We start from the raw sequence: 17,587 nt of genomic DNA on the forward strand, positions 1-17,587 counted from the left end.
TTATCCGGCGCCATACTATAGCTTGCGGGCTTTAGAGTTTATTTTCCGCAGTATAAAATAACGCCACGTAAGCCGTTGACTAATATCCCGGCCTGACATTGGCTTTATCTTACATCACCTTAGAATAGCTTTGTCAACCGACGCCACAAAAACAACTCACACCTTGCGTTTGACAAAACCATTGGCGGTCAGCCGGCCGCGCAAAGGATCGGCCGACAGGTCCGCACCGCCCAGCAGCCCGCGATGCAGGCTGTTGCCACGATAGACGATCAGCCGGTTGAAGCGCATCCCGGCCCGGGCGATCTCCTCATAGGCCGCCATCCCCTGCCCGGCTTCCAGTTCAGCGGCGGCCACCCCGGCAAACCCCGCCTCGCGCGCCGGATCGACCGTTTCGATGCCGGTCGCGCGGTGGCGATAGAAAGCCGTGCCTTCGTAGGTTTCGGGGCAAAGATAGTGGACCATGGCGACAAGGCCGGGATCGGCGCCGTCATAGTGCGGCACGGCCTGGATCGGCCTCAGGTCGCCGGGCGCGGCCAGGCCGAAGAAGCCGAAATAGTCGAGGTACGATTTTGCCGGCAGGCCGAAAACGCCTTCCAGCGGCCCGCGCAGCAGGGCAAGGATCGCGGCATAGTAGGCTTCGGGCAGGCGCGCATTGACACCCGGATAAAGCGTATGGTCGGGCGTATAGAAGGCGGTTCGGCACGCCGCGTCGATCAGGGCCAGTGGCTCGGCGACCGGATCGTCGACGATCAAAAGCGGGCTCTGTTCGGCGCCGATACGGCGAATCTCCAGCCGGGCGCTGGCGGGCGGACCATAGGGGTTCATGATTTCAACAGGATGAGCTTCAGTTCCTGCCTGAGCCGCGCGCGCATCGGCGGCGGCAGGGCGCCCAGCACGCCCTTTGCCGCCTCCGGAATATGGCCGGTCACATCGCCCTCGGCGCCGAAGACGTAGGCGTCGAACATGGCCTTCCAGTACCGGCGCTCGCCGGGCGGCAGATGCCGGAAGGCCAGCAGCGCCGCCAGGAAGCCGTCATTGGGGTTCTCCAGGCCCGCCGGCATATCGCCCCACCAGTAGTTGATCATGACGTTGAACGGCTCGAGCGAGGTTACATGGTGCCACCAGTATTTCGGCATGAACAGGCTGTCGCCGGGCTCCAGGTACGCCACGCGCGCCGCGGCCATGGCCTCGCGGAAACGCGGGAAGCGGTCGTAGTCGGGCGCCTCGGGATCAGCCAGCGACAAGGGCGGCGGCTGGTCGAGCGGCCCGACATAGAGGTTGGCGACCTGCTCCGGCGGAAACAGCAGAAACCGCCGCCGCCCCGCCAGCACGCAGGCCAGGTTGTGGTCGCGGTCGTTGTGCGTCTGGGTGCGCACGGCTCCGCCCGCCCACAGGCGCGGGCTGACCTGCGGCGACAGAAGCGGCATGGGATTGCTGCGCACAAAATCCGGGCAGTGCGACAGGAGCGGCAACATCTGGATCGCGATATAGGGCGCATCGGCCTGGCCGAGGATGGCCTCCAGCCGGTTCAGCGTCGCCGTCAGGCTCAGTTGCCGCTTGGAGAAGCTGAAGCCCGACATGTCGTTCATATAGCCGAAGCGGCCGCCGGTCGCGGCCGGCGCCTCCATGACAGGCACGGACCCGCCGGTGTCGATGCCGCGCAGATAGGCGCTCATGGCCGCGGCCGAGGTCCGCCCGGCCTCGAGTGCCGGCCACGCCCCGGTCAGTCCCCGGATGATCACCGGCTCTTCGGCGGCGACGATATCGCGATGGAAGACCTGGGGCGACGGCGCATCGATCGTCGCCACCTGAGCCAGATTTGCAAATGGATCCCGCATGCCCGTCCCCGTTTTGCTTTTCTACATGCTAAAAAATCCCCTTGCCGCGAGGCAAGGGGACAGTGTGTTGGGAAGAACAAAATTACAAAGACGGGCTCCGTAATTTTCGGTCCCCGGTTCAGTCACTAACCCGGAACCCAGAAAGAACGCGGAAGAGGCCATGACCCTCCCCCACTGCAGGCCGAAAGTCCGGAAGGGAAATTGCCGGACACTCATTGCATAATAAAGCTACGGCCATACCAAATGAAGTTCAATATTGAATACGTATGCAATTCTATGCATTGAATTGAATACGTATGCATTGAATATTTTAGGGTTACCTTGACAGCGTTGGCATAGTACATCCGAAACAACAAACATGTACCAAAGGTCCGAGACACACCGGACTCATGCAGGGATGTATAGATATGCGCTTCAAGTCCGCCATGCGTACCTTGTCGTTCTCCACGGCATTGCTGACCGCCTGCCTCGTTTCCCCGGCGCTGGCCGACGACCTGGTGGCGCAGGGCTCGTCACCCGACGGGACGCTCAGCGTGAAGCTCTATACCGACGCCACCGGCAAGATTTCATACGAGGTCGACCGCAAGGGCGCTGTCATCATCGCCCCGTCGCGCATGGGCTTCCTGGTGGCCAATGCGCCGGCGCTCGACGGCCAGTTCGCCCTGGATTCGCAGAAGACCTCTTCGGCGGACGAGACCTGGGAGCAGCCGTGGGGCGAGCGCCGCTACGTGCGCAATCATTACAACGAACTGCGCGTCGACTTCGTGCAGAAGGTCTACGACAACCGCCACATGACTGTGGTTTTCCGCCTGTTCGACGACGGTATCGGCTTCCGCTACGAATTTCCCGACCAGCCGCAGCTGAAGGACGTGAAGATAATCGACGAGCAGACCGAGTTCGCCGTCGCGGATCCCGCCAAGGCATGGTGGAATGTCGGTGGCGAATGGGACAATCTGGAATATCTCTATAACGAGACGCCCCTCAACGAGGTCAGCCAGGCCAATACGCCGCTGACCATCAAGACCGACAAGGGCGTCTATATCGCGCTCCACGAAGCGGCCCTGACCGACTTTGCCTCCATGTGGGTGCGCCGCGTCGACGGCCAGCGGCTGAAAGCGCATCTGGCGCCGGGCTCGCTGGGGCCCAGCGTCGAGCGCCAGGCGCCGTTCACCTCACCCTGGCGGACGATGATCATCACCGACAATGCGCCGGCGCTCTACAATTCCAATATCGAGCTCAACCTCAACGAACCCAATAAGCTGGGCGACGTGTCATGGGTCAAACCGTACAAATATGTCGGTATCTGGTGGGAAATGCACCTCGAGAAATCGACCTGGGCCCAGGGACCGAAGCACGGCGCCACGACCGACAACACCAAGAAATATATCGACTTTGCCGCGAAGAACGGCTTCCGCGGCGTGCTGGTCGAAGGCTGGAACCCCGGCTGGGACGGCCAGTGGTTCGGCTCCGGCAAGGATTTCGACTATACGCGGCCGACACCCGATTTCGACCTGAAGGCGCTGGCGGCTTATGGAGCGGCCAAGGGCGTCCATCTGGTGGGTCACCACGAGACCGGTGGCAATATGGCGCGCTACGAATCACAGATGGACCAGGCCTACCAGCTCTACGCCGCCAACGGCGTCGACAGCGTCAAGACCGGCTATGTCACTGACGCGGGCACCGACCAGTTCGCCGGCCCCGGCAACAGCATCCACTACGGCTTCAGCGACAGCCAGGAGGGCTCGCGCCACTATACGAAGGTGCTGGAACTGGCCGCCAAGTACCATATCGCCGTCGACAGCCACGAGCCGATCAAGGACACGGGTCTCAGGCGCACCTATCCCAACTGGGTGTCGCGCGAAGGCGCGCGCGGCCAGGAATATAACGCCTGGGGCACGCCCATCAATCCGCCCGAGCACGAGGCGAACCTCGTCTTCACACGCATGCTGGCGGGTCCGTTCGACTTCACGCCGGGCGTGCTGAGCCTGGAAGGCAACAAGCGCGACCTGCTGTCGACCCAGGCCAAGCAACTGGCGCTCTATGTCGTGCTCTATTCCCCGATCCAGATGGCGGCCGACCTGCCGGAAAACTATGCGAAATATCCGCAGGCCTTCCAGTTCATCAAGGATGTCCCGACCGACTGGAGCGAGAGCAGCATGTTGTCGGGCGAGCCCGGCGACTATGCCGTCATCGCGCGCAAGGACCGGACGTCGCAGACCTGGTACCTGGGCGGGATCAGCGACGACCAGTGGCGGACGGCCAGCGTGCCGCTGAGCTTCCTGACACCGGGGAAAACCTATACGGCCGAGATCTACCGCGACGGCGACCATGCGGACGACAAGGGCCCTGCACGCTTCGATATCGTCATCGAGAAGAAGACGGTGACAGCCAAGGACGTGCTGATGCTGAAAATGGCCCCGGGGGGTGGATTCGCCATACGGTTGGTGCCGGGGAAGTAGGCACTTCTTGTACCTCCCCGTTCGGAACGAATGGGGAGGGGGACCGCCCGGAGCTTTAGCGGAGGGTGGTGGTGGGGTTTCTTGCTTTCTTTGAATCGCCTACGCGTGGAAAGAAAGTAAGAAACCCCACCACCATCCCACTTCGCCAAGGCTTCGTGGGACGGCCCCCCTCCCCATTTTCTTCGAAAACGGGGAGGTGTTAAGTCCTCAGTTCATCCTTGAAAGCCCGCCGCACGATTCCCGCACCACCAGTTGCGTCGGCATGCGGATATCCTTGACCGGCTCGTTCTCGATCAGCGCCGAGAGGCCGTCGACCAGAACGCGCGCCGCGGCTTCGGTGTCCTGACGCATGGTCGACAAGGCCGGCGACAGCGAACTGCACACCCAAAGGTCGTCGAAGCCGATAACCGACACGTCGTGCGGCACGCGGAAACCGTGGCGGTTCAGACCTTGCAATACCCCCATGGCCAGCAGATCGCACGAGGCGAAGACCGCGTCGAACTCGACACCTTCATTGATCATGCGGCCGACCTCGGCAAAGCCCTCGTCGCGCTCGAGGAAGCAGTCGCGGTGCAGCTTGGGGTCGTACTCGATCCCCGCCGCGTGGAGTGCCCGGCGATAGCCGTCGAAGCGCTCCTTGAACTCGGGATGTTCAGGCGAAGACTTGCCGAAATAGGCGATGCGGCGGCGGCCGAGTCTGGCCAGGTGGCTGGTCGCCTTGAAGCCGCCGTCCTCATTGTCGCTGCCGATGCACAGGCGCGCGCAGTCGGGGCGGTTGACGCCCCAGACGACCCAGGGATCGCCGACCTGGTTCAGGTATTCGAACTTGTTGGTGTAGCTCTCGAAATCCTTGCAGCCGAGGAAGATGATGCCGTCGGCGCGGCGCGAGAAGCCATAGTCGGTGCCCCAGTCGTCGGTCGGCTGCTGCAGCGAAGTGATGATGTCGAAACCCTTCTCGCCGGCATATTGCAGGATCGAGCCGATCAGCGGCAGGAAGAAGGGATTGATCGGGTTCTGCGGATTGTCGAGGTCGGCCGAGATCAGCACCGCCATGGTGTGGATCTTCTTGGAGCGCAGCTTGCGGGCGTTGGCGTCGACCTTGTAGTGCAGCTGCCGCGCCACATCGAGGATCTTCTGGCGCGTCTCCTCGTTGACGAGCGGCGAATGACTGAGCGCCCGCGAAACGGTGGTCTGCGACACGCCCGTAATCGCGGCGATGTCTAACGAAGTCGGTCTCTTCACCCTGCTCTACCCTGTGGCACCGGCGCTGTCGCGCTCTCGGACTATTGGCCGGCAGGGGTCATGGGTCCCTCCCGTCCACAGGACCTTATCATGATTGAAACAATCAATCACCTCATGAAAACGGTTCCTATGCCAACGGCCATCAAGAATGACCGTTGGCATAGGCTTTTTTTCAGCTCAAACGCCGCATGGCTCGCCGCCTATAGAAGCGTTCTAACGCTTCGCTCTTTGAGAACAAGCCGGCGGTGGGCAGTCGCCCTTGCCAACGGCGATCAAGTGAAGGTCAATCGCAGTTGGAAACGAGCCCATCGCGGAAAATCACCCGCCGCAAAACGCCTTCAGGTAGGTGTCGTGGTCGTAGGCCTTGCCGACCTGCTCGCGGATAAAGCCGAGCATATACTGAAGATTGCCTTTCAGGGCGGCGTCCGGGGTAAGGTCGGCGCGCGGGTCGTAAGCGTCCGGCACCAGGCCGTGGCCGAGCAGGGCCGCATTCCAGCTGTCGGCCGTGAAACTGTCCTGATCCTGCGGCGCGAGGACGCCGGCCGACAGAAACGAGTCAAGGCGATGGCGCAGCCGATCGGGCGGAGGGGCGGCCCGGGCCTTCTGCCAGAAGGCCGAGGTCCGCCGGCACAGCACATGGTGCAGGAGCTGGAAATCACGCAAGCCTTCATTGGCCATGGTCATCAGCCGGTTATATTCGGCGCGTTCGGGCTGATGGACGCGATCATAGGGAAACACCGTCACCAGGTGCGCCAGGCCGATTTGCACGGCTTGCAATCCCACGGCGTCGAGCGGATCGAAGACGCAGGCCGCCTCGCCTATGCCTATGCAATTGCGCACCCAGGCCGTCGAGCCGCCAGGCGCCAGCGGCGTCACGACCGCGTCGCCGAAGCCGATGCCGCGCGCGGCGATCTCATCCGGGGTCTGCGAACCGTCGAAGACATGGACGATATGCGTAGCGTCCCGGGCGGCGAACAATCCTGTCCAGCCGGTGTCGGCCGCCGTAATCCTGGCGTAGGGCGGTATGGGCGACAGCGCCGGGCCGGCCGCTGTCAGGACGCGATCGCCCGGGAACCAGTGCCGCCACGATTCGAACGGTGTGTTCAGCCCCTTGCGCAACAGAAGCGACTGCGCGCCCGTGGCGTCGACGAACAGGTCGGCGGCGATCTGCAAACCGCCGATATCGACAGCCGCCATATCGCCGCCAGCGTCGAGCACGGCCTCGGCATGGCGCGCCGCATGGACCGGCACACGCCGCAAGGCCTGCCGCTTCAGCATCTCACCATAGGCCATGGCCGGCAGATGGTAGCCGTAGTCGGTCCGGGCGAACGGGCCGGTCTCGTCGTCGGGGAGGACGAAGCGCCCCTGCTTGGCGGCGGCCGCCGTCAGTGAAAAATCCTCGAAGGCGACACCCAGGCCCTGGCGCCGCGCGCGCGTCAGGTACGGCAGGAAAGGCACGCCCGCGATCGGAGTGCCGTGGCTGCCATAGGCATGGAAGAAGGGCCGGCCCGCGGCAAAGCCCTCGAACATCTGTCCCATGGAAAAGCTGCCGCGCGTCGCCTTCAATACATCGCCTTCGTCGAGGCCGATGCGGCTATGGAAGGCTTCGAGCGCCGGCAGGGCCGCCTGTATGTCCTGCGGCCGGGCCATGGCGGGCAACTCGACAGCTTCGACCGCGATACCCGCCGGCGACAAGGCGTGGTGCAGCGCCAGGACGCTGAGCCACAGCGGGGCATCGCGCCCGACGACCAGAACCTTGCGGACGGGATTGCTCATGACGCCATCTCCGCGGGCGCCGGCGCAAGATAGGAGGCCAGCGCTGCCGCGTGCGACGCCATAATGCCGGCTTCCGACGCAATGCGGCGGCGATGTTCGTCGAGCATGCCGGCAAGGCGATCCATCGGCATCCAGTCGACCGTGCGGTCGTAACCGGTCGGCAGGATGCCTTGCCCCACCAGCACAGCCAGCCAGCTCGGCGGGGAAAACAGGCCGCTATTGTAGGATTCGATATAGGCCCGGGTCCGGAAGAGGGCGAGCTTCTCTTTGAGCGAGTCCGGCACGTCCATGGTGCGCGCATGCTGCCACAGCGGCTCGGTGCGGTCCGTCACATGGTAATGCAGGATGAGGAAGTCGCGGATACGGTCGTATTCGGTCGCCATGGCGCGGTTGAAGGCATCGCGGGCGCGCGGATCGTCGTTGCCGGTCATGAGCAGCGGCATCAGTTCGCGGATCGCCGCCTGGACAAGATAGATGCTGGTCGATTCCAGCGGTTCCAGAAAGCCGCTGGCCAGGCCTGTGGCAACGACATTGCCGCTCCACGACTTCGGCCGCCGGCCGGCGCGGAATTTCAGCAGTTTCGGATCGGCCAGGGGTTCGGTCGCAAGATTCGCCATCAAGACGTCCATCGCCTCGGCTTCGGAGGTGAAGCGGCTCGAAAAGACATAGCCGTTGCCGGTGCGGTGCTGCAGCGGGATACGCCACTGCCAGCCCGCCTCACGGGCGATCGACAGCGTATAGGGTGCGACATCGTCCATCCTGCGGCTCGGCACCGCCCAGGCCCGGTCGCACGGCAGCCAGTCGCCCCAGTCCTCCCATTGATCGGGCGCGACCGCGTTGATCAACAGGCCGATAAAGCCCGAGCAGTCGACGAACAGGTCGCCGGCCACGGTCGCACCGGATTCGAGCCGGAGGCCCGTGACATCGCCGCTGTTCGTATCGCGGACGACGGAGACGACGCGGCCCTCGGTCCGGGTCACGCCGGCCTTTGTCGCGAAGTCGCGCATGAAGCCGGCATAGAGGGCCGCGTCGAAGTGATAGGCGTAGGCGAAGGTCGAACGCACTGACGCCGTATCACCGTCCGGAAAGCCAAAACGGTGCGCGGAGGCGGCCGTTACGGCGAAACTGTAGTCCTCCAGCGGCGCGGCCTCGCCCTGCTGGCGGGCCCGCAGCCAGTGGTGCTGGAAGGGCGTCCCGCCCCAGTCCTGGCCGAAGATGCCGAAGGGATGGATATAGCGCTCGCTGCCCCAGCCGGCGAAGGCGATACCCAGCTTGAAGGTGGCATGGGTCGCACGCATGAAGGCCGCTTCGTCGATGCCGAGACTGTCGTTGAAGTCCTTGATGTGCGGCAACGTCGCCTCGCCGACCCCGACCGTGGCGATCTGGTCGGATTCGACCAGGCACACACTGATCCTGCCGGTGCGGATCAGCGGCGACAAGGCTGCCGCGCACATCCAGCCGGCGGTGCCTCCGCCAAGGATCACGATGGTGCGTTTCGATTGCATGGCGAACTCGCAAAAAACAAAAAGGGCGCGGCCTGACAAGAGGCCGCGCCCGGTTACGCCTTAGTACTTGAAGCGAACGCCCATCTGGAAGCGGCGGTCGTTGCGGATCCAGGCCGAGTCGATGCGGACCGGCTTGGCGCCCGGCGTGACTGACGAGTCGCCCATGACCTGCTGCTGCATCACGGTCGTGGTGTTGAGCAGGTTGGAACCGTCGATCGACAGCTCGACATTGTCGCTGAGGCGATAGCGCAGCGACGCGTCGAGGAAGCCGTTACCCTTCTGCCACATCGGCAGGCCGATACAGCAGTCGAGGTTGTTCGTCAGGAAGTCCGAACGGTAGCTATAGGCGATGCGTCCGGCGATCGGACCCTTTTCGTAGAGCAGGACGATGTTGTAGCTCTCGTCCGAGATGCCGGCCAGGCGGTGCGAGTCGAAGACCGCGCCGTTGACCTGCAGACCGCCGCCGAATGCGATCGTGCCGCCCGCCGCGTAGCCCGGCTCGTTGGCCAGGTTCGAGTTGGTGATGCCCGATTGCTCCGTGCGGGTATAGTTGGCCTGGATGCCGAGGCCGTTGAACGGCGACGGCAGGAAGTCGAAGAAGGTCTGGTAGGCCGCTTCGAAGCCGCGCAGCGTGCCGCCGCCCTTGCCGTTGCCCGGGCCGCGGACGACCACGTTCTCGGTCACGCCGTTGAAGGTAACGGCGCGCGGCAGTTCGGCGTAGGAGATATCGCCGTTGAGGTGCTTGTAGAACAGGTCGAAGGTGAAGGAGCTGGTCGAGCTGATGTAGTTCTCGTAGCTCAGGTCGAACTGGTCGGCAGTGATCGGCGCCAGGGCCGCATTGCCCGAATCCGCGTTGAAGACGAAGTTGTAGCCCTGGACGTTGTTCGGATCGGTATGCGAGCCCGCCGGATTCTTCCAGATGATGAAGGGCGAGTTCGACGTGGTGTTAATCGTCGGCGCCTGGATCTGCACGTAGTTGCGCAGCTGGCCGAAATCAGGCCGCGACAGGGCGCGCGACGCCCCGAAACGGATGAAGTTCTTGTCGTCCAGCCCGAAGCGGATGTTGAAGCTGGGCAGCCAGTTGTTGTGCGTGGCGCCGTAGGTGCTCTTGGTGCCCGCGCCCTGGCTGAAGGTCTGCATGTCGGCCGTCAGGTAGCACGACGGGTTGACCAGGTTGGCCGAGCTGGTGGGCGTCGAGCACGGCGCCAGCAGCGTGTACCAGGTCGGGTTGTTGAAGGCCACGCCGCCACGGCTTTCGATGTCGGTCGTCACGTAGCGGACGCCGATATTGCCATTGACGGTGATGCCGCCGAAGATGGTCTTGTCCGGACCGCCGAACTTGAGCATCGCATAGGCGGCTTCGGTCTTTTCGGATACGTTCAGCATTTCCGAGTCGACGAAGCAGCCTTCGGTGTTGCTGGCGCGCTGGCACAACGGGGTCCAGCCGAGCGGCGAACCGGTCGTCGAGCCCGACAGGGCCTGGACCTGGCGCTGGTAGTCGCCGAGCACGTCGTTCGACAGGAAGACCATCGGCCCGTTGTTGTAGACGTCCCCGTTGTAGAAGCCGCTGCGCAGCGGTTCGACCGCCCAGATGCCGGCGCCGTAGCCCTTGAAGGCCGGGGCCGTCGGGTTGCAGGTATAGGCGCCGCCCGTGGTGTTATCGAGGCTGAAGCCCGGATTGTTACAGCCGTTCCAGGGCTGGACGACCGGCGACCAGTTGTAGGCCGAATAGCGGACCTTCTGCTTGCGGTCGGCATAGCGGACGCCGACCTTCAGCGTGTCGAGCCAGCCCGCGTCGTGGAAGCGGTATTCGGCGTCGGCGCGCAGGGTGGCCTGGGTCGCGTCGTTGTCTTCGTAGTGGTCCTGGATGTACGGGATGAACCAGTTGTGGGTGTTCGACAGGAAGCCCGGAGCGTAGTTGACGTTCGAACCCGGCTCAAGCTTGATCTGCGGCGTGCCGTCGCCGTTGACGCTGTAGTCGGCATTGGCCAGCGTCGAGGCGGCGACCAGGATGTCGTAATTGTTGGTCTGGGCCTTGACGTACTGCACGTCGAAATTGGTGCGCAGCTGGTCGCTGATCTTCCACTTGGCGTTCAGCGAGATATCCTTGGTACCTTCGGTGTGGTTGAAGATACGGGCTTCGTCGTTGACCGTGATGCCCTGGCGCTGCGTGGTGCAGGCCGGAACCGCGCCCGCGCCGCAGTAGTTGACGAAGGGCAGGCCCGCGACGACGGAACCGCGGTTGAGATTGTCGGCGGTCGAGCCGCCCCAGCCGCCCGAACCGGTCGTGATGATGCCCGAGGTCAGCGTGCCGTCAGGCGCGAAGGTGAAGGACGAGCCGTCGGCCGGACCGACAATGGCCGTGGTCTGCGGCGAGAAGGCGGGCGCCGCCCACAGGCCGAACAGGCTGACGTTCGACGAGCGTTCGCGCCAGGCGTTGCGGTAATAGGTGTCGTTGTACTGCAGCGTGGCTTCGAACGTCTTGTCGTTGTTCTGGTACTGCGCGGCCAGCGACGTGCCGTGGCGGGTCCGGTCGTATTCCACCTGGGAATAGTTGACCTGGTCGGGAATGTAGGCCCAGCCGTTGCCGCCGTACGGATTGTGCGTACAGGGGACGGACCCGTCCGAATTGACGATCGGGTTGCCGGACGAGTCGGCGTAGCCGGCGTCGCAGAAGGTGCCGATGCGCTGCATGACGACCGCTTCGGTCTGGGTCAGGACGTGCGAATTGGCATAGTTGACCAGCAGGCCGAACTCACCGACCGAGGTCTGCCAGCGGTTCGAGTACATGCCGGAATATTCGTAGGTCGCCTTCTTCGAGCGGTCGCCATAGTCGGCACGGCCCGACAGGGCGATGACCTGGCCCTTCGAATCGAACGGCAGGCGGGTGCGCAGGTTGACCGAGCCGGCGATGCCGCCTTCGATCATGTCGGCCGTCAGGTTCTTGTACGAATCGACGCCGGCCATCAGTTCGGGCGACACGTCGTTGAAGTTCAGGCCACGGGCGCCGTCGGCGGTGAAGATGTCGCGGCCGTTGAGTTCGGTGCGCACGAAGGTCAGGCCGCGGATCAGGACCTGGGCCGGTTCGGCCGAGAAGTGGGTCGAGTCGTCGCTCGACTGGAAGCGCGACACGGTGATGCCGGGCACGCGCTGCAGGGCTTCGGCGACGGACTTGTCCGGGAAGGCGCCGATGTCGGTCGCGGTGATCGAATCGACCTGCGTGTCGGCGTTTTTCTTGATGTCCTGTGCGGTTTTCAGCGCCTTGCGGACACCGACGACGACGACTTCGTCACTCTTGTCCGTGCTCGCGGCAGCCTGCGCCTGGGCATGGCCGGCGATCGTCACGGCCGCCAGCGCCATCAGGGAAACACTTCCCTTGAGCAGCTGCGTACCGTTGAAACGGTTGGACTTCATTGCTTTCTCCATGTTCAGCCGACGTTCGCGCCGGCATTGTGATTGGCGTGCGTTTTTATGCGCCGGCATACGGACAGAGCGGCCGCGTGAGCAGCGCCGCATCTGACCGGTTTGCCGGCCGTTTTTTGCTTGTTCTTCGTCCAACACGTTTATGGAGACTGAGCGGGAGGCTTTGCGCGCCTGGAGCGCGCGTGCCGTGACTGTTATCGCCAGGTCTCTTTCGGTATTTGTGCCGGGCATGTGCTGATGCTCCGGCGGAGTGGCCCTGACGCCTTGGTCAGGCCGCAGATGTAAAGTCCTCTCTCCCTGATCCGGCATCGCTGCCGGCCCCTTGATATCGCGCCACCTGAAGGTGGTCGTCGCTCTTGTTATATGATGGTCATAATATAACGTCACCCGCCAAGGCAAGCCATTCCGGCAGAAATGCGGCGTAGTCTGTGACAGGTTTGCATAAATGTCACACTGCCGCGGGCGGCGCTCAGGCGATGTCGGGCGCGGCGGAAAGGCGTAAGGCGCCGTCGCCGCGCAGGTCGGGCGCGGAGCGCGGCAGGCGGTCGAGATCGCGTTCTATGCCCAGCCGGGCGGCGTGGGCGATATGGTCCTGCATGGCCGAAGACTTGACCGCGCGCGCGGCGACCACGCCCCCGGCCAGGCGGCCGAGCAGGCCGGCGGCTTCCCACGCCGCATCGGCCGGCGACAATCCCGCCATCAGGAAGGTGTCTGCGATGAGGCCTTCCAGGCGGGCGATGCCCGCTTCGAAATGGCGGCGCGCCCCGGCCCCCAGCCGCGCCACATCGCCGGCGCAGGCCGGCACCGGACAGCCCTGGCCCGCGCGGTTGATATGGGCCGGCGACAGGTAGTAGTCGGCATAGGCGATCAGCGCCTCACGCGGATTGAGACCGCGCGTGCGGGCGACGAAGCGTTCGCACGTCTTGTCGAACATGGCGTCGATCGCCTGCTCGATCAGGTCTTCCTTCGATTCGAAATGGGCGTAGAAGCCGCCATGCGTCAGGCCCTGGCGCTTCATCAGGGTGGCGACCGACAGCCCGTCGGGTCCCGCCTCGCGCAGCAGGATGGCGGCTTCGGTCAGCAGCCGGAGGCGCGTGCGCGCCTTATGATCGGGATCGTACCGCACGAGGCGTGTCTAGCACACTTCGGGCCATGCGCGAAATCCGATGGGTTTTTGACACGGCGCCCCGTATCAATGACCCCATGTCCCCCGACCTTCGGCTGTTGCTCATCGTCATCATCCTGGTTGCCGCCGTCGCAGCCCTTGCGGCCGGCGTCCAGGCTGTCCTGCCGCCGCTGGCGCGGCGATCGGAGACCGTGCGCCTGTGGCTGGGCCGCCGCAGTCCGGGGTTTGCCCGGTATACGGACGCCTTGAAAAACGAGTGGGCATTCCTCTGCGTCATGATCGTGGTCATGCTGTTTGCCGCCTTCGTCTTCTTCAGCATCGCCGAGGACGTGCTGGAGGGCGACCCGTCCTTCGCCGCCGACAAGGCCGTCTACGCCCTGATGCGGTCCCTGCGCACGCCGGCCGGCGACAACGGGCTGATTGCCGTCACCGAACTCGGCGACTCGATCATGGTCGTCACCCTGGGCGTGGTTGTCGCGGCGTGGCTGGCCTGGAGGCGGACCTGGCGCGCCCTGCTCTACTGGATCCTGGCGATCGCCGGCGGCTCGTTGCTCAATACGGCGATCAAGGTGGCGCTGCACCGCGCCCGGCCGACCGATCTGTACCACAGCGGCTGGGACGCCTTTTCCTTTCCGAGCGGACACAGCACGACCAATGCCGTGCTCTACGGCTTCCTGGCCGTCCTGATCGGCCGCGAACTGCCGAAGCGGCTGCGCCTGCCCCTGGCCTGCGCAGCCGCCGGGCTGGTGACCCTTATCGCCTTTTCGCGGCTATATCTCGCGGCGCACTGGCTGTCCGACGTGGCAGGCGGGCTGACCTTCGGCGCCCTGTGGGTGGGTGTCCTGGCCGTCTTCTACGCCCACGGCGCGGCGCGTCCTGTCGGCGCGCGCGCCCTGCTGGCGATCTGCCTCGCCACGCTCGTCGTCGCGGGCGGCATCCATATCGCGCTTCACCACGCCGCCGACCTGCGCCTGTATGCGCTCGGATCGGAGTCATAATTCAGGCCGTTCATTTTGGCATCATATTCGTCTGGCAGGAGGACGGCGAAGGAGACCTCGCCATGAAATCCCTGATCGCCGCCGCCAGCCTTTTGGCCCTGCCCTCCGCCGCCCTTGCCGGGCCGCTGCATGTCATCGACACCCTGAAGATCGGCGGAACGGGCGGATGGGACTACGTCACCTTCGATCCCGCGCACAATCGCGTCTACGTCGCCCATGGCCCGGCCATCTCGGCTTTCGACCTCGGCACGCGCCAGGCGGCCCCGGCGTTTGTCGCTACGCAAGGCGCCCATATCGCGCTTCCGGTCGACGGCGGCAAGACGCTGCTGGTGACCAACGGCAAGAGCAACACCGTCACCTTCAACGACGCCATGACCGGTGCGCAGGTCGCATCTGTGCCGACCGATTCCAAGCCCGACGCCGCTATCGTCGAACCGGTCAGCGGCCAGGCCTATGTCATGGCTAATGGCGGCGGCACGGTGGATGTCGTCGACGTCGCCTCGCACACCCTCGTGGCGAAAATTCCGGTCGGCGGTGATCCGGAAGCCGCCGCCATCGACGGCCAGGGTCTGGTCTTCACCCACCTGGAAGACAAGAACGCACTCGTCGTCATCGACGGCAAAACCCATGCGATCAAGGCGACCTACGCCATGAAGGACTGCGACGAGCCGTCCGGCGTCGCCTTCGTCGCCAAGGGCCGGCTGATCCTGTCGGCGTGCAAGAACGGCATCGCCCGCATCACCGAGGCCGACACCGGCAATGAGGTCGCAACCCTCCCCATCGGCCAGCGTCCCGACGGCGCGCTCTACGACGCCAAGACAGGCCTCGGCTACGTCCCCTCGGGTGACGGCAAGCTGACCGTCATCGGTTTCGACGGCAAGCCGCACGTCGTCGACACGGTGACGACCAGGGCCGGGGCACGCACGGCCGCGCTGGACCCGGTCACGGGCCGCGTCTTTCTCCCCTTCGCCGATTACGCGCCGCCCGCCAAGGCCGGCGAACGTCCAGGCGTCGTCCCGGATACCTTCGCCATTCTCGTCGTGGGCCAGTAAAGCTTTCGAGGGGCGGCGACACAGTGTATTGGCTTCACCTGGTATGAATTCGCGAATCTGACATGCGCATCCTCCTGGTCGAAGACGACGCCATGCTGGGCGATGCCCTGAAGACCGGCCTGCAACAGGCGGGCTATACGGTCGACTGGCTGAAGGACGGCGAGGATGGGCGCACGGCCCTAGCGGCCAATCCCTACGAGGCCGCCATCCTCGACATCAACCTGCCGTCGATTTCCGGTCTGGACCTGCTGAAAAGCCTGCGGACCACGTCCGACGTGCCGGTCGTCATCATGACGGCGCGCGACGGACTGGACGACCGCATCCAGGGCCTGGACCTCGGCGCCGACGACTATATCGTCAAGCCCTTCGCCCTCGCCGAACTGCTGGCCCGCCTGCGCGCCGTTCATCGCCGCAGCCAGGGCCGCGCCCAGACCGTCATCCGCCACGGCGACCTGGAACTCGACACCGCGGGGCGGACGCTGAAACGGTCCGGCACCTGGGTCAAGCTGACGGCGCGCGAGTTCCAGATCCTGCAGCTCCTGATGCAGCGCATGGGCCGCATCGTCAGCAAAGGCGACATCGAAACCCAGGTCTATAGCTGGGACGGCGACTTCGAGAGCAATACGGTCGAGGCCGCCATCTATTCGTTGCGCAAGAAGGTCGGCCGCGACCTGATCACCACCATCCGCGGCGTCGGCTACGTGATCAATCCATGAAACGGTTCCTGCGCCCCTCGCTGGCCACGCAGATCCTGAAGGGCATCGCGCTTCCCTTCCTGCTGGTCACCGTGCTGATCGGCGTCATCGCCTGGATCAGCGCCAGTGACGAGATTTCCGAAATCTATGATTCCAACCTGACGACGACGGCGCAGGAGCTGTGGCTGCTGTCGCACGCCGACAACGGCGGCAGCCGGCTGAGCATCGATCCGCGCGCCATGCATATGACGCCCGACGACCAGGACGCGCTGGACGATTATGCCCGATGGCGACGCTTCCGCGTCTGGAAGGGGCACGCCCTGCTGATCGCTTCGGACAACAGCCCGCCGCCCAATTCCGGGCGATATCCGCGCGGTTTCACCACCATCCGGCTGAACGGCGAGACCTGGCGCGTCTATACTATGCGGTCGCCGGGCGACGACACGACGGTCGAGGTCAGCGAAAAGTTCGAGGCCCGCAGCGAAGTTTCGGGCAAGATCGTCTGGGGCGTGACGCTGCCGCTGTTGTTCGTCCTGCCGATCATCGGCCTTCTGGTCTGGCTGGGCGTGCGCTGGGGCCTGCGCGACCTGCGCGGCTTCGCGAGCGGGGTCGGGGAACGTACGCCGGAGGACCTGTCGCCGATCGACGAAGCGGTGCCCGTCGAACTGACGCCCCTGTCGCGGGCACTCAACCAGTTGCTGGCCAAGCTGCAACATTCGCTGGCCCAGGAACGCCTGTTTACCGACAATGCGGCCCACGAACTGCGGACGCCGCTTGCGGCCTTGGGCGTCCAGGCGGAGGTGGCGCGCAATGCCGGTCCGGGCCCCGAGCGCGAGCGCCTGCTCGACGCGCTGAGCGACGGGGTGCAGCGGACCTCGGCCCTGCTCGACCAGTTGCTGACCCTGGCCCGGCTGCAGCACGCAACGGCGGAAGCCGTGCCGGTGACACTTGAAGAGGTCGTCGCCGACGCCATCCGCACCGCCTATCCCAAGGCGCGCGACCGCCGGATCGAGCTCAGCCTCTCGGGCGAGGCCGATATCACCTTCAGGACGCGCAGGGCCATGGTGGCGCTGCTGCTCGGCAACCTGCTCGACAATGCGATCAAATATGCTCCGGAAGGTTCGGCGGTCGAGGTTGCGATCGGCGTCGAGGACGGCCGTCCCGCCGTGACCGTGCGCGACCACGGTCCGGGCATCCCCGAGGCCGAGCGCGACGCCGTGTTCACCCGCTTCTATCGCGGCAAGGGCCGGACCGAGCCCGGGAGCGGCCTCGGCCTCGCCATCGTCCGGACGATCTGTGACATCCTGCCGGCCGATATCGCGCTTGAAACGCCCGGCGACGGAACGGGCGTAAGCGCAAAGGTCCGCTTCCGATGACACGCTTTCAGTTTCGCTTCAGTTTGACCGCCTATGGGCTCCGGAAACGGGTGTGATCAGGTGATGGTGCGGGCTGGAATCCATGGACTTGCGGCAA

At 64.7% G+C, this 17,587-nt stretch carries 12 protein-coding genes; 5 read left to right on the forward strand and 7 right to left on the reverse strand.

Translation table 11 applies throughout. The features are described from left to right. Window positions 1-156 precede the first annotated feature (156 nt). Both AB8717_RS21100 and AB8717_RS21105 read right to left on the reverse strand, forming a co-directional pair. On the reverse strand, window positions 157-825 hold the full coding sequence (locus tag AB8717_RS21100; protein WP_443751008.1) for a DUF6445 family protein: 669 nt from the start codon (window positions 823-825) through the stop codon (window positions 157-159). Further along, window positions 822-1,838 (reverse strand): cupin-like domain-containing protein, encoded by a 1,017-nt coding sequence (locus tag AB8717_RS21105; RefSeq protein WP_443751009.1) that lies wholly within the window; start codon window positions 1,836-1,838, stop codon window positions 822-824. The genes AB8717_RS21100 and AB8717_RS21105 overlap by 4 nt, the downstream gene beginning before the upstream one ends. Before the next feature lie 407 nt (window positions 1,839-2,245). On the opposite strand from AB8717_RS21105, the gene AB8717_RS21110 reads away from it, so the two are divergent. Further along, window positions 2,246-4,297: a glycoside hydrolase family 97 protein gene (locus tag AB8717_RS21110; RefSeq protein WP_443751010.1), complete on the forward strand. Its 2,052-nt coding sequence runs from the start codon at window positions 2,246-2,248 to the stop codon at window positions 4,295-4,297. Window positions 4,298-4,504: 207 nt separating this feature from the next. Here AB8717_RS21110 and AB8717_RS21115 read toward each other — a convergent pair whose 3' ends face one another. From AB8717_RS21115 to AB8717_RS21135, 5 genes are all read right to left on the reverse strand, one after another. Continuing rightward, complete coding sequence (locus AB8717_RS21115; RefSeq protein WP_443751011.1) at window positions 4,505-5,539, reverse strand: LacI family DNA-binding transcriptional regulator; 1,035 nt, start codon at window positions 5,537-5,539, stop codon at window positions 4,505-4,507. Window positions 5,540-5,857: 318 nt separating this feature from the next. Next, window positions 5,858-7,315 carry a tryptophan 7-halogenase gene (locus tag AB8717_RS21120; RefSeq protein WP_443751012.1) on the reverse strand — a complete coding sequence of 486 codons (1,458 nt, stop codon included), beginning with the start codon at window positions 7,313-7,315 and terminating at the stop codon, window positions 5,858-5,860. Beyond that, on the reverse strand, window positions 7,312-8,820 hold the full coding sequence (locus tag AB8717_RS21125) for a tryptophan halogenase family protein (protein ID WP_443751013.1): 1,509 nt from the start codon (window positions 8,818-8,820) through the stop codon (window positions 7,312-7,314). Before AB8717_RS21125 ends, AB8717_RS21120 begins: the two co-directional genes overlap by 4 nt. Window positions 8,821-8,880: 60 nt before the next feature. After that, window positions 8,881-12,234 (reverse strand): TonB-dependent receptor, encoded by a 3,354-nt coding sequence (locus tag AB8717_RS21130; protein WP_443751014.1) that lies wholly within the window; start codon window positions 12,232-12,234, stop codon window positions 8,881-8,883. Between the two features lie 478 nt (window positions 12,235-12,712). Continuing rightward, window positions 12,713-13,369, reverse strand: a complete 657-nt coding sequence (locus tag AB8717_RS21135) for a TetR/AcrR family transcriptional regulator (protein WP_443751015.1) — start codon at window positions 13,367-13,369, stop codon at window positions 12,713-12,715. Window positions 13,370-13,446: 77 nt separating this feature from the next. Here AB8717_RS21135 and AB8717_RS21140 point away from each other — a divergent pair, with 77 nt between their 5' ends. The 4 genes from AB8717_RS21140 to AB8717_RS21155 all read left to right on the forward strand — a co-directional run bounded on the left by AB8717_RS21140 (window position 13,447) and on the right by AB8717_RS21155 (window position 17,490). After that, complete coding sequence (locus tag AB8717_RS21140; RefSeq protein ID WP_443751016.1) at window positions 13,447-14,367, forward strand: phosphatase PAP2 family protein; 921 nt, start codon at window positions 13,447-13,449, stop codon at window positions 14,365-14,367. Between the two features lie 62 nt (window positions 14,368-14,429). Then, a complete protein-coding gene (locus tag AB8717_RS21145; protein ID WP_443751017.1) occupies window positions 14,430-15,419 on the forward strand; it encodes a YncE family protein in 990 nt (329 codons plus the stop codon). Between the two features lie 62 nt (window positions 15,420-15,481). Continuing rightward, window positions 15,482-16,135, forward strand: coding sequence for a response regulator (locus AB8717_RS21150; protein WP_443751018.1), 654 nt, complete (start codon window positions 15,482-15,484; stop codon window positions 16,133-16,135). After that, entirely contained in the window at window positions 16,132-17,490 is a 1,359-nt protein-coding gene (locus AB8717_RS21155) for an ATP-binding protein (RefSeq protein ID WP_443751019.1), read from the forward strand. Before AB8717_RS21150 ends, AB8717_RS21155 begins: the two co-directional genes overlap by 4 nt. Window positions 17,491-17,587 lie beyond the last annotated feature (97 nt).

It is taken from the genome of Asticcacaulis solisilvae, from assembly GCF_052327315.1.
In the GTDB taxonomy this organism is placed as follows: Bacteria; Pseudomonadota; Alphaproteobacteria; order Caulobacterales; family Caulobacteraceae; genus Asticcacaulis; species Asticcacaulis solisilvae_B.